The sequence below is a fragment of the Leptolyngbya sp. CALU 1928 genome (genome assembly GCF_056784215.1).
Genome location: NZ_JBXBCE010000001.1, coordinates 658,377 through 671,612, shown reverse-complemented (window position 1 = coordinate 671,612; position 13,236 = coordinate 658,377). Strand labels below are relative to the sequence as shown.

General features: G+C 48.5%; 12 protein-coding genes. 6 read left to right on the top strand and 6 right to left on the bottom strand.

Annotated features, from left to right (window positions below; translation table 11 throughout):
* The first annotated feature begins 330 nt into the window (after positions 1 to 330).
* A complete protein-coding gene (locus tag AC1S5B_RS02975; protein WP_482034235.1) occupies positions 331 to 1,023 on the top strand; it encodes a Crp/Fnr family transcriptional regulator in 693 nt (230 codons plus the stop codon).
* Between the two features lie 16 nt (positions 1,024 to 1,039).
* On the opposite strand, the gene AC1S5B_RS02970 is transcribed toward AC1S5B_RS02975, so the two are convergent.
* Together AC1S5B_RS02970 and prfC are read right to left on the bottom strand one after the other, a co-directional pair.
* Positions 1,040 to 3,430 (bottom strand): M48 family metallopeptidase, encoded by a 2,391-nt coding sequence (locus AC1S5B_RS02970; protein WP_482034234.1) that lies wholly within the window; start codon positions 3,428 to 3,430, stop codon positions 1,040 to 1,042.
* A 37-nt stretch (positions 3,431 to 3,467) separates the two neighbouring features.
* Entirely contained in the window at positions 3,468 to 5,096 is a 1,629-nt protein-coding gene (gene prfC / locus AC1S5B_RS02965) for a peptide chain release factor 3 (protein WP_482034233.1), read from the bottom strand.
* 204 nt (positions 5,097 to 5,300) lie between these two features.
* Here prfC and AC1S5B_RS02960 point away from each other — a divergent pair, with 204 nt between their 5' ends.
* Both AC1S5B_RS02960 and AC1S5B_RS02955 read left to right on the top strand, forming a co-directional pair.
* Positions 5,301 to 5,642 carry a DUF4870 domain-containing protein gene (locus AC1S5B_RS02960; protein ID WP_482034232.1) on the top strand — a complete coding sequence of 114 codons (342 nt, stop codon included), beginning with the start codon at positions 5,301 to 5,303 and terminating at the stop codon, positions 5,640 to 5,642.
* A 156-nt stretch (positions 5,643 to 5,798) separates the two neighbouring features.
* Positions 5,799 to 6,149, top strand: coding sequence for a DUF4870 domain-containing protein (locus tag AC1S5B_RS02955; RefSeq protein ID WP_482034231.1), 351 nt, complete (start codon positions 5,799 to 5,801; stop codon positions 6,147 to 6,149).
* A gap of 325 nt (positions 6,150 to 6,474) precedes the next feature.
* On the opposite strand, the gene AC1S5B_RS02950 is transcribed toward AC1S5B_RS02955, so the two are convergent.
* Complete coding sequence (locus AC1S5B_RS02950; protein ID WP_482034230.1) at positions 6,475 to 7,113, bottom strand: hypothetical protein; 639 nt, start codon at positions 7,111 to 7,113, stop codon at positions 6,475 to 6,477.
* 294 nt (positions 7,114 to 7,407) lie between these two features.
* On the opposite strand from AC1S5B_RS02950, the gene AC1S5B_RS02945 reads away from it, so the two are divergent.
* Entirely contained in the window at positions 7,408 to 8,616 is a 1,209-nt protein-coding gene (locus AC1S5B_RS02945; RefSeq protein WP_482034229.1) for an MGDG synthase family glycosyltransferase, read from the top strand.
* Complete coding sequence (locus AC1S5B_RS02940; protein ID WP_482034228.1) at positions 8,606 to 10,171, top strand: glycoside hydrolase family 1 protein; 1,566 nt, start codon at positions 8,606 to 8,608, stop codon at positions 10,169 to 10,171. Before AC1S5B_RS02945 ends, AC1S5B_RS02940 begins: the two co-directional genes overlap by 11 nt.
* A gap of 110 nt (positions 10,172 to 10,281) precedes the next feature.
* Here AC1S5B_RS02940 and AC1S5B_RS02935 read toward each other — a convergent pair whose 3' ends face one another.
* From AC1S5B_RS02935 to AC1S5B_RS02925, 3 genes are all read right to left on the bottom strand, one after another.
* Positions 10,282 to 11,115: a DUF2259 domain-containing protein gene (locus AC1S5B_RS02935; protein WP_482034227.1), complete on the bottom strand. Its 834-nt coding sequence runs from the start codon at positions 11,113 to 11,115 to the stop codon at positions 10,282 to 10,284.
* A 210-nt stretch (positions 11,116 to 11,325) separates the two neighbouring features.
* Positions 11,326 to 11,631, bottom strand: a complete 306-nt coding sequence (locus AC1S5B_RS02930; RefSeq protein WP_482034226.1) for a hypothetical protein — start codon at positions 11,629 to 11,631, stop codon at positions 11,326 to 11,328.
* A gap of 69 nt (positions 11,632 to 11,700) precedes the next feature.
* Entirely contained in the window at positions 11,701 to 12,402 is a 702-nt protein-coding gene (locus AC1S5B_RS02925; protein ID WP_482034225.1) for a phosphoribosyltransferase, read from the bottom strand.
* A gap of 133 nt (positions 12,403 to 12,535) precedes the next feature.
* On the opposite strand from AC1S5B_RS02925, the gene AC1S5B_RS02920 reads away from it, so the two are divergent.
* Entirely contained in the window at positions 12,536 to 13,228 is a 693-nt protein-coding gene (locus AC1S5B_RS02920; RefSeq protein ID WP_482034224.1) for a uracil-DNA glycosylase, read from the top strand.
* Positions 13,229 to 13,236: the final 8 nt, after the last annotated feature.

The following is a 13,236-nucleotide window of genomic DNA, read 5'->3' as shown; positions in this document are numbered from 1 at the left end:
AGGGTTACTCTTTAGTGAGCAGATAGTTTATGTGGCACTAGTGTTTATATGTCACTAGTCTATTAAGCCATTTATTGCTGGCTCGTCGCTGTGGGCAAGACCAAAACTCTATCGCCCACGATTGTTTTCCTATGATGTTTAAGCAGGGTTCCTTGGACAGATATATTTTTGCGGTTACCTAAACACACATTTTATAGTTCTAAAAGGTTACAAGAGAGGAGTAGAGTTACACTGATGACCAAAGAGTAAAATTTCTCCCTGTAGAGAATCTTCGCAGAGTCAGCTAAAAAATAATCTTAAACGTTTGCTGTTCATCTTAGCCTTGTACCTATGTACTCAGTATCTTCTAATATTTCAGAGGCATCACGTCCATTTTTAACCTGGCAGCGAATCATTGATTGGTCGCAGGAACACTATCGGGTGCGATCGTTCGCTAAAGATGAAAAAATTCCAGCAAGACCCGGATTGCTCTATCTGGTGCAGCGGGGTGCGGTGCGCTTAGTCGGTAGTGCTCAAGTGAATGCGACCAGCAACATAGCCCGAACCGTAAACGTGACCCCTGAGGAAGCATTTCTAGGATTTGTGGGAGCAGGTCAGCCTTTTGAGATTGTGGCGCAGTCCCCGTTTACGTTACAAAGCTATGCTCATGTTGATCAAACTTCTGTTCTGTGGATGTATTGGCACGATCTAGACAATTGGCCGCACTTTCGTCGAGAAGTTCTGGATGCGTTTCGTTATCAACATCAACGTAAGTTGCTTTGGCTTAGCACTTTAGGGCAGCGACGCACGATTGATCGGCTGTTGGGCTTTCTAACCCTGCTGATAGAAGAGTTTGGGGAACCTTCCGAAAATGGCTATTGTCTACCTTTTCCTCTGACTCATGCACAAATTGGTAGTGCAATTGGTTCTACCCGCGTCACTGTGACCCGGCTAATGGGCAAACTGCGGCAAAAGGGGATGATTTGCACCCAAGGTGATAATTTGATTTGTATCCCAACCGATTCGATGTTGAGCAAATGCTAAGAATGGGGATGCACAGCTAAATATTTAGAATGGTCAGGATGCCGAGGAGTGCCGCGATCGCGCCTGCAACGGTAGACCAAACTGGATGAGCGCTTTGACTCACTCGTCCACTCGAACTTCGCAATGTGTCTACATCTAGCCACGCTGTTGTGCCTCGTCGTAGCCATCCCGTTGCCACAATGGTTTGATTGACTAGATCTGCTGGACGAGTCGTTTTGGGCAATAAATCGCCCAAAAAACCAAAGCGCGAAGTGCAATGAAGTGTAACCATCCCAGTTGCAGTTTCTAAAAGCAGGTCTTGGTTGAGGTGATTATCAATTTCACTGCGACCCAGTATCCGTCCTTCTAGACGAACCGTTTGGCTGTTGATTGGCAAAGCATGAGCCTGTTGAATTGCGTTGGCTAACGGAAGGCTTGGAGCCGATGCTTTTAGCGAAACGGGGCGAATCTCTGGGAAAAAGGGATTGATGCGAATGATGGTGCCAATGCAGAATCCTACAAATGGTAAGCCGCGTAACAGGGTGCGATCGCCTGCCATCCAGCTAATCGCTTCCACGTTAAGCTGTTTACCGATTCCGCCAATCACGAAAAGCAGATAGGCACTTAACACCCCGAAAACTATCCCAAAATAGGGTGCGCCTTGAAAGAGCAAGCTGCGCCATTGGTGACCCGTTAAAGCCGAGGGTCGTGTTTTTTGGGCTGGCATCGATTGCCAATTCAATTCGGGATCAAGCTGCCAATGACGGGCATAGAGTGAGAGCAGTTGCAGGCGATCGCCCGTAGTCGGATGAGAACTATTGATGGTTAACCACTGGCGGTAAGGATTGGTGCTTTCCCAGTGTAATATTGGCTCAATCGGCAGGTGAGAATGCAAACTGCCTAACGAAATTGCGGCGCGATGACCAAGAGGCATCAGCAGATCAAATCCTTCGAGCAGATAGCTAGTTTGCTGTTGTTGCTGCACACCTTTAGCCGTGCCGATCGCAATTTTTAGCAGGGCGCGGGTATAGCCATTGGGATTACCCGTCAGATCAGTCGCCACGCGATCGCTGTAATAAACTCGCTGCCGCGATAGCCAGAGCGGAATCCAATGTAACAGCCAATAAAGTCCATAACTGGCGGCGGCAATCAACGAGGCGCAGGCGCGTGAAACAGCAGCGGTCTTTTTGCTGCCCCAATCTGCCACGACTCGATAAAGCGTGTAGGGAATTTGCAGGATCACCATCGCCACCGACATCAGCGGCACATCCCAATTAGCAAGATGTCCCAATTCGCTGGCATAAATAGCCGCTATTTCATCATCTGCAAGTTGGTCTAGCAATCCTTGACTAATGACAATTCGGGCGATCGCAGGCATTGCGCCATAGGTGAACGCGATCGGGGTCTGGGTAGGTAAAATTCCTAGCGCTGGCGGAGAAATTCCATGTTGGCGACAAAAGCGAGGTAAGAGTTGGGTCGTTTCAGGGCTATAGCCTGCCAATTTGGGTAAGGTTAAGGGCTGCAAACCGTAGAGGATTGTCAGTAACCCATCCAAAATCCAGCGGGAGCCTGCCAAGACAATCAATAGCAAGACCGCTGTAAAAGCACCTGTCCATCTCGGTTCACCCGATTGCACAATACTAAATCCCAGTCGGGGCAACAGCCTAACCAGCATCGTTTCGTAAGACGCAAACACCCAGTAAAGTAGCTGCTGAATGCCGACGAAGAGGGCGATCGCCGTCACGATTTGAATCGCCGCTAACTGAAGCCGTTTTACTTTTCCTAAAGGCTTCCAGTTTTTTGCCCGTCCCGCATTACGCCAAGTGGGTTGATAAAGATTTACCGATGGTTCAACGGGCGCTTCAGGGGGTGCCGAAATTGGCGGAAGTGAAGTAGAAGTCGAACCGATGGGGAATGAAGCGGTATTAGAGAGATTGGATGCAGGATTGATTGAAACGAACCCTGTTTGGTTAGAGGCTTGGCTAGAGACTGTAGCCGCTGGATTAGCCGACGTGGGTGATGGTAATGGCACAAAGCCACTGCGATCTATTGAGGAATCTAAACCGTCTAAATCTGAAAACCTTGGCTCTTCTGACGTGACAGGGATAGGGGTTAAGGATGCTAGGTGAGGATGGCGTTTGACCAAACTGCCTAGAGTGCGGGTTGCCCAGGTTTGCACCTGCTCACTGGAACTATTCTGTAGCTGTTGACATACTTGCGCCGCTTGATCGGTTTCGCCCAATCGCTCATAGGCGATCGCCAGCGCCATTTGTGCCCGTGCAACCAAGGATTGATCAACCGACAGGGAGAGCGAATTTTCCAGCAGCAGCGCCGCAGTGGAATACTCTTCTTGTTTGAATGCGGCTAATCCCGCTTCTAAATCAGCAAGTTCGGCAGAATTGGTAGACGACGACTGAGAAGAAGTCATAAGGTGGACTCCCACTTGGAACCTTATAAGGATACCTCTACAATGAAGCAGGTTCTCTCCCAGAAACTACGGGGGCGATCGCGTTCAGTTGTAACTCCGGGTGATCCGCTTCCACTTGCCCCACATTCCACTCATTGCGAAACAGCAGCACCGGACGGTCCCAGCTATCTTTCACCGCCACCGTGTTAAACAGCCGCCCTGCTTTTTCAAGGGCTTCCCAGCCACCTACTACCCACCGCGCTACGGAATAGGGCAACAGTTCCAAAGTGGTTTCCACCCCATATTCACTTTGCATCCGAAATTGCACTACTTCAAACTGTAACTGCCCCACCGCTGCCAAAATCGGTTCTCGTTTTGAGTCATCGGCGGAATGCATGATTTGCACGGCACCTTCTTCTCGCAGTTCCTGCACGCCTTTTTGAAATTGCTTAAATTTGGATGGGTTCGGATTTTTCAGGTAGGCAAACAGTTCTGGAGAAAACGAAGGAATGCCTTCATACTCCAGCTTTTGACCCACGTAAATCGTATCGCCGATCGCAAATACGCCGGGATTGTTCAAGCCAATCACATCGCCGGGATAGGCAGTTTCAATCACTTCTCGATCTTGGGCGAATAGCTTTTGCGGACGAGAGAGGCGCACCAGTTTTCCAGTCCGGGCATGATTGACGGTCATATCTTTTTCAAATTTGCCAGAACACACCCGCACAAAGGCAACGCGATCGCGGTGTTTTGGGTCCATGTTTGCCTGAAGCTTGAAGATAAACCCTGAAAAATCGGGATAGGTTGGCTCAATTTCGCCTTGATTGCTCACATGAGGCGTTGGCTTAAGGGCATACTCTAAAAAGGCATTGAGGAATGGCTCGACCCCAAAGTTGGTCATAGCACTGCCAAAGAAGACTGGAGTCATCATGCCAGCATGAACTTCCTCCAGATTCAGTTCTGAGCCAACGCCTTCTAGCAGTTCCAAGTCATCTTTGAATTGGTAATACAAATCTTGTTCTAACAACTGCTCAATCCGGGGATCGCCGAAGTCAATCATGGTGTCTACGGCTTCTCTTTGCCCATGGGCACTGCGTTCAAACAGGTGAATTTTCTGGGTGCTGCGCTCAAACACGCCCTTGAAGCGATCGCCCATGCCAATGGGCCAATTTGCCGCATAGGTGGCTAAACCCAATTCCTGCTCAATTTCATCCAGCAGTTCCAGCGGCTCCCTGCCAGGGCGATCGAGCTTGTTCACAAACGTAAAAATCGGCAAGCCGCGCAACCGACAAACCTCGAACAGCTTGCGGGTTTGTGGCTCTAACCCTTTTGCAGCATCGATCAGCATGACTGCGTTATCCGCAGCGGCAAGGGTGCGATAGGTGTCTTCACTAAAATCTTGGTGACCCGGCGTATCCAGCAAGTTGATTTGAAAGCCTTTGTAATCAAACTGCAACACGGTAGACGTAATCGAAATGCCACGCTGCTGCTCCATTTCCATCCAGTCGGAAGTGGCATGACGCTGCGCTCTCCGAGCTTTGACGGCTCCGGCTTGGTGAATCGCACCTCCATACAGCAACAGCTTTTCCGTCAACGTGGTTTTACCAGCATCTGGGTGAGAGATGATGGCAAAGTTACGGCGACGCTCAACCTGGGTTTGCAATTCAGCCTGGATTTCAGTGGACATTCATTCACCGGATAGGTAAATCTTGAAAACCGGAGTTTATCCGATAGGATATCAAGTCTAGCAGCACCTTAAACAGAGCTACAAGGGCAAGAATTTATTGGATGAAACCCGATCAGAATAAAGTTAGACTAAACCATATGTGAGCAGTGCCTAGCACAAATTTGCTGTCTTCACAGTTCTCACCGTATGGATTGAATACTCACTATGGACGATTTGACTCAACGTCGTAAACTATTGTCTGCTTTGTCTCACGGAGCCATTTTCTTTAGCTCCACGGTGATTTCAATTGGGATTCCGATCGCGGTTCTATTCATGTCAGATGATTCGGTCGTTAAAGATAACGCGAAAGAATCGATTAACTTTCACTTTAATCTTTATATCTATGCGGCAGTTTTCGCCTTGCTAATATTTATTGTCATTGGATTTCCGCTTTTAATCTTGTTGGGCATTGCCAGTTTTGTTTTGCCCATTATTGCGATCGTTCACTCAGTCAGCGAGCCAAATAAACCTTATCGGTATCCTTTTATTTATCGATTGTTGAAGTGAACTTTGGTGCAAGGTGTGGGTCTGGTTACGAAGAGATCTGTTTTAGCCGCTCTACGGAAACCTCGCTAATTTGGGGTGGGTTTTTGCGATCGCGGCTCTTGGCCGATCGCAGTATAGTAGCAATGTAGTGCAGCCCAAGTGAATGTAAGGTGCTTTATGCAAACTCCTAATACTTTTGATTCTGATAAGCGCAAGCTTCTATCCTCATTGGCTCACGGGTCAATTTTTATCAGCGCTACCTTCATCTCCATCTTAATTCCGATTGCGATTTTAAATGTTTCTGATGATCCTGTCGTGAAAGATAATGCCAGAGAAGCGATTAATTTTCACTTCAATGTTTGGCTTTACGGAATCATTCTGATTCCTCTTTCGTTCATCACCTTTGGATTAGCTAATGGGATTTGGTGGTTAATTCATTGGGGTTTGACAGGCTGGGCAATTCTTCATTGTCTCAACACTCCCGATCAACCATTCCGCTACCCATTTATTTTTCGGCTTTTGAAATAGACGCGATCGCTGAAGCATCGCCCTCCGTCTACAGCAAAACTGCAAATAAAATTGCCCCGCAGTCGAGCTACCGCAGGGCATGAAGGTACAGTTAAACGCTTGTGTGCTTAGTATTGCGAAATTTTTAACAGGCGTGTTTCAAGGTTGTGCCAATCCTTAGAGTGTCTATTTTCATTAGATCGTATCTAAAATAGTAACCAAATCGGTTTTGGCACGATCGTATCCTACAGTAGAATCATTCACCTCATGCACTAACAAACTCAGCAGCCGCTAAGGCTGCTTTTCTATTTCCATCTTCGCTCTTTTCCAATTTTGTCATTTGCCCTTACCAGATTGTATTACAGCTCCAACCAAACCCTAAACCAATCAGACAAACGGTTGTTAATAGCCAAAAGGATTGCATTCCATTCACGTCTCTTGTTTGCAGGTCAATTCGGGCTAGGGTTTCAGCCGCTAGAATTGTCAGAATTTGGGTAAAAACATGCAGCCAATACAGCATGACGGCTGCCAAGGCTGCGAGTAAAAAGATGGCAGTGAATGCGACTGTATCTGAACGAAACCAACGGTTGACAAAAGCGCTGAAGCTGGTCAGAGGCGCTATGAATGCAATGGAGGATACGATGATCCAGCTAATGGCTAAGATGGCAGTGAATAAATTGTGGACAAGGGCAAGCTGACACAGGTTGCTAGGCTGAGGTGTTAGTGTTTTGGAGGCTTTGTTTCCATTGGGCATTGGAGATACTTCTGGGTTGACAGCGCTTGAGGATTGCGATCGCTTTTGCATCCCCGTGGGTTCCTGCCGAGCTTGTGGCTCAGTGAGCATCGGCTCGCCAATCATCTGATAGCATTCCGCAATTAACCAGGTGGGCTTTGGGGAAGGCAATCCTGCAAGATACCAACCAAAGCTGGCATAGCAAACCATGAGTAAGGCTAAAGATGCCCAAGGAAATCGCTTTGCAGACATTTTTACTTTCAACTTTAAGCCTCTAGCCTTTGATTAAGTTTAAGGTTTATTTTCTTGTAAAAGAGTTTTCTAAAAGAGGAGCCTTTCAAGTTGAATCCTTTAATTTTGCCAGGATATTCTTAAAGAAAAAGCGATTCAGCCCAGCATTTGAGCAACTCAATTTTCTTACTTATCTGAAGCTTGTAAAAATCCGTCTATTGGACGACTCAATTAGCTTGAGAAACTAAGTAAAGCATGTAAAGATCGCTGTCATACTAGCAACAGTCTTGCCACATTCAAGCTGCAAGGGAATTTATGACGCGAATTTTGATCCTACATGCTTCATTAGGAGCGGGACACCTGAATGCAGCGAAAGCATTATGTAATGCATTTGAGCGCATTTCAGAGGTGGAAGTTCGTAGCGAAGATGCCTTGAGCTATGCCAATCCGCTTTACCGAAGTGCGGTGACGCAAGCTTATAAGCAATTGAGCGAAAAGGCTCCCCAATTGTACAAAGCCTTTTATGAAGGGAGCGACATCAGCGATCTGGAAAAATCCCTTGACAGCAACCTAACCTGGGCAAAACTAGAGCGTCCCTTTTTTGCAGATTTGGAACAGTTGCTCAAAGAGTTCGATCCCGATGCGATCGTCTGTGTCCAGCAAATTCCTAGCCGTTTGTTGCAAATTTTGGAGCAAAATGCTCACACAGCAAAACCACAATATGTTGTAGTAACAGATGTGATCGCCCATAGTACTTGGATTAATCACGGCGTGCGTGGCTATTTTCTACCCAATAGTCTCAGCGCCAATTTGCTGATTCAGCGGGGTGTCAATCCGGCAGTGCTGCATGTGACGGGGATTCCGGTCAAGCTGGAAATTATGGAGCCAAGAACGCGGGAAGAAGCGCGATCTCGTCACTCTTTGCCCAATCATCTCCCCGTCATCACCTTATTTGGGGGCGGCTTGAATCCCCGCCGGGTCAAATCAATGGTGGTCGATTTGCTGACCAGTCCATTGCCTATGGTTTTAATCGTAGTGGCTGGACGAAATGAAAAATTAGCGGAAGCGCTGGAAGAGGTGACCAATAGCGGCTATGTCCAATTGTGGAAACTGGAACAGATCGATTATGTCGATGATTTAGTCGTGGCAAGTGATTTGGTAGTGACCAAAGCCGGGGGCTTAATTACCAGCGAAATTTTGGCGCGAGGCACCCCCATGGTGATTGTAGACCCCATTCCTGGGCAAGAAGAGCAAAATGCCGATGTGATTGCGGCGGCGGGTGCGGGAGTGCAGCTACGATTGTTAGAGATGGTGGCACCTGCCGTGCAATATCTGTTGAAGCGCCCTGATCGCCTTGCCGAAATGCATCAGTCAGCCTTAGAGCTAGGGCAACCACGGGCGGCACTCAATATCGCCGAACACATCCTGAATGATCTTCGCGATCGTCGGGTGATGCAGACGCTAGAAGTCAGTGAATTAGAAACAAGTGAAATAGAATCAAACGCGATCGCCCATGCAGAGTAATTTTAATTCCGCTCTCCCTACAGCAGCAGAGACATTTCTCTGGGGAGTCGCAACATCCGGCTATCAAATTGAAGGCGGCTACAACGGCGAAGGAGAACCTAAAAACAATTGGTTTCTCAGTGAGCAGCGCGGCAGTGTGATGAAAACGGGCGCAGCCGCAGAATTTTGGACGCGCTACGAAGAAGACTTTCAAGCCTGCCATCACATGGGGCTAACTGCCTTTCGGTTGGGTTTAGAGTGGGCGCGGATTCAGCCTTCCCCAGAACTATCGCCTGATTCAATTCCAGCATTTGACTTAGAAGCATTGGATGGATATGCCGATCGCATTGCTGCCTGTCGTCGCTATGGATTGGAACCGATAATCACCCTGCATCACTTCACCCATCCCGCTTGGCTGGGATTGGATGCATGGCTAGCGGAAGACACTATCAATCTCTTTGGCGAGTATGTTCAAACCACCGTTGCTCACATTAACCGTCGCCTGATTGACCATCATCAGCTTGCTCCAATCCACTGGTATATCACCCTCAACGAACCCAATATTTTGGTTTCCAACACCTACCTCAGCGGACAGTTTCCCACCGATTCCATGGTGGGGATCGGGTCGGTGTTTCCCGCCTACAACCATTTACTAGCGGCTCATGTACGGGCTTACAACCTAATTCACGACCTGTATGAAGCCGAAGATTGGGTAACTCCCCGCGTATCGCTCAACACCTATTGCAGTGATCTCTACTGGTCTGAAAAAGTCATTTGGGATTTGCTCAGTTTGCGGCTGCGATCGGTGAACCCCACTGAACTACAAGCCTACGTCTACGCTAACGCTCAACGAATGGAAGCCGCGCTAAAAAACGCTAATCTTTCGTTTCGGCGAGATTTGCCCTATCAACTGGGGCGCTTTGCTCACTGGTTTGGCAATCGTTTGGGACGACGTAACTTTGATGCGCGTCACTTGGGCAGCTTTTTGCAAGAACTGGAAGCCTCACCCCGCGCCCAAGTGTTCGATTTCATTGGGATTGATTACTACGATCCTTTTATTGCCCATGTTTTTCGCTTGCCCTCATTCTCTGATTTTGAGTTTGAGACGAAAGATTTTCGCGGCTGGCTGATGAGTGGCATCACCAGCAAATGGTGGGATTGGCGCAGTTTGCCAGAAGGGTTGCATTTTTTCTGTAAGTTTTATGCTCAGGAAATTGGCAATTATCCGATTTTGATTGCAGAAAACGGCATGGCGTTACGGCGCAAACCCGATAACAGCGTGGCATCTCGTCGCGGGGATCAACTACAACGCAGCGAGTTTTTGAAAGCCCATGTGTTTCAAGTAGAGCGCTTGATCAAAGAAGGCGTGCCGATGGTGGGCTATATGCACTGGTCGCTAACGGATAACTACGAGTGGGGATCGTATACGCCGCGATTTGGGTTGCTTTCGATCGATTTTACCCAGGGCAGCGATCGCATCGTGGAAGATCATTTGGGCGATCGCCCCTCAGAAACCTACGCCCAACTAATCCGCGAAATGAAAGGCAGTCTATCCACTCAAGTTCCAGGCAGTTAGGCAATGGCAGAGTGCAGAGTGCGGAGTTTAAAAACGCACCCCATACTCCTAAAACCTGAAACCCGGCACCTGAAACCCGGCACCTGAAACCCGGCACCTGAAACCTGCTCCTATAGCTCAAACCCCTGAACGAGAGTTTTACCCAAAGTGCCCTCAAAAGCGCGTTGAGTGGAAGTTAGCAGCACCACAATATTTTTGCCGTTGGGAGATAGCACCACTTCGCGGATGGAAAAATCGACCGTCTCATCTTGACTTAAACCAAGCGCCCTTGTTTTCCCGCCATAGTTGACTTGCATTTGCAGAAATGCCTGATCTTTTTGAGCAGTGCCCCCAAACATGGATGAAACTGTGGCTTTTTGCTGCAACCGAATTTGGATCGCGGGTTTGCCTGTTCCTAGATCCACGGTGGCTGTTTCGGTGCCGTCAGGAGTGCGCGATCGCTGCGTGACGGGCAAACTCGTGCCAGCCACCGGAGCCTCTAGCTGAAGATTTTTTCGTAGAGCTTGGGTTTGTTTCAGTAAATTCTTTTCCGCTACTTCCAAACTTAACCCCGCATCAACTTCACCATACTGAGTTTCCACGCAGCCTGCCTCAACACAGGCATTCTTTGTCACATCTACCATGTGTAGTGCTGATTTGGGAATTCCTGCCCCTAAATCTCGCCAGCTTTCTAAATATAAAAAGTAGCGTCCATCGGCTGAAAACCCTGCGGTTTTTTGTAGGGTTCGCTGGGAAGGGGCAGAGAAATCGACTGATTCGATCGCCGCCGTCGGGGCAGAAGTTAGAGTTGGACTTGGCTTCACCTGGTTCAGTGGCTCGTTAGATGACGGTTTAGTTTGAGTTAGTTCCGCATTCACCGCAGAGATGGAGCCAATTGCAGAAGCCAGCCCCACGAACAGCACGGGCAAAAGCAAGATTCGAGTATTTATATTTTTTGGCAGCATAAAACTAAAACGTAGCGCAATTGTATTGAGATCTTGAGACGGCTAAGGCTAATTTTTCGTTCCAAGCCAATATCAAAATCTCTCCCACCTTTTAGATAGGTTTACAGTTCGCTAGGATTCGGTTCAACTCTTTGAGGATGAACCTGGTAAAGGACAAGATTAGGCGATCGCGCGAAGCGTGACGTTGCTTGTCCCAGGAATAGCCGCTCACTAAATTAGATGGGTTTGAAAAAAATAGAACCCGGCGGCGGAAGCTAGCGCCAAAAAACAGGCGATCGCGGTGAGGCGCACCCGCTTTGTGTGGGGTGAAGGCATGACACACTCGCGCACCAAAATAGAGGCGATCGCACCAAATAGGTAGCTAAGGCACAGGGTCAAATACTGCCAATCTTGCCGAACCCACCATGCTGCACAAAGCGCTAGGGACAAGCCCAACATAACCGCTTCTACCAGTTGGGGCGGGTTATATCGACTCGTCATCTCCAACCCACGCCACCAGGCACGCCATTGTCTCATACAAAATTCTGCAAAACTACCTGTAGGATAATGCAGCCAGCAACAATTGGCTAGACCTAAAAGAAACACCTACCCAAGCTCTTTCCTCTTTCTTAAACACTCGATCGCCTCTTCCATCTTCACTTGGGGAAACTCTTTGTAAAATCGGCTGACACTTTGAAACGGTTGAGGAGTTGCCAGCACCACCACGCGATCGCTCCAAGTTTGCAACTGGGGCATAATCTCTGGCGGTGCCACGGGAACGCAAATCCAAATCTCAGCCGGATTTTTGGCGCGTAGGGCTTGGGCTGCCACTGCCATTGTCATTCCTGTGGCAATCCCGTCGTCTACGAGCAGCGCGATCGCCCCTGTTGGATCGACCTGCGGACTAAACGGTGCCAATTGTTCCCATTGAGCTTGGGCACGCTCTTGGGTTTGCTGCAACATTTGTTCATAAAGGGTAGAAGGAAATACTTTCCCTTGGGTTAGCCACAAAACATGTCCATTTGATGTGGCAGCCCCGATCGCGAGTTCTGGGTTTTCAGGGCGAGTAATCTTCTTTGCCACGATTACATCCAGTGGGCAATGCAACGCCTGGGCGATTGGAGCCGCCACTGCAATTCCGCCCCTTGGCAACGCATAAACTACAAAGCGATCGGTTGCCTCAGGTGGGTTAGTTGACGTTTGAGCTTCCAAGATAGCCAGAACCGCTGCGGCTAAGCAATTGCCTGCCTCCAGCCGATTTGCAAAAACCGTTGGATTTGAACGCAGAGGCGATGAATGATCAGCCATGGTGACCCCAGCAACCTAATAGTGGGATTTTCTCCATCATGCCTAAGTTTGTCTGAATCTGCCGACTGACACTGGAAAAATTCTCAGACCTGTCCTACGCTAACCCAAAGGTATCAAATCATTTTCCCAAGTCATGACTGCCGAAAACCAAATCGACCTATTCAATTTATCTAATATCCCAACTGTCTCGCCGCCGATTGACCCGGAGCAAATTCCAGTGGATGCTAAAGTTCCAATTCCGGTAGGAACTTACGCCACGATGGATGCGATGAAAGAACATTGCAACCGCTGTTATCGATGTGAACTGGGTCATACGCGCACGAATGCCGTAGTGGGAGAAGGCAATTTGAACGCTGATGTCATGATTGTGGGAGAAGGTCCAGGGCAAACTGAGGATGCCACCGGACGACCGTTTGTGGGGCGATCGGGCGAACTGCTCGATAAGATTTTGGCATCCGTCAAGCTAACGCGCGATCAAGATATGTTTATTTGTAACGTGGTCAAGTGCCGTCCGCCGGAAAACCGTGATCCTAAACCGGCGGAAGCAGCAGCTTGCAAAGGCTACTTATTAGAGCAAATTCGGTTGGTCGATCCCAAAATTATTTTACTGACTGGGAAAGTTGCCCTGTTGAATTTGCTGGGAATTAAGCAGGGAATTACTAAAGTGCGGGGGCAGTGGATTGAGCAGGATGGTCGGTTGTATATGCCAATCTTTCACCCGGCATATCTGCTTAGAAACCAATCGCGGGAGGTGGGACAGCCCAAATGGTTGATGTGGCAGGATGTTCAATCGGTGCGAACTAAGCTAGATGAGTTGCGGGGATAAAGGGAAGA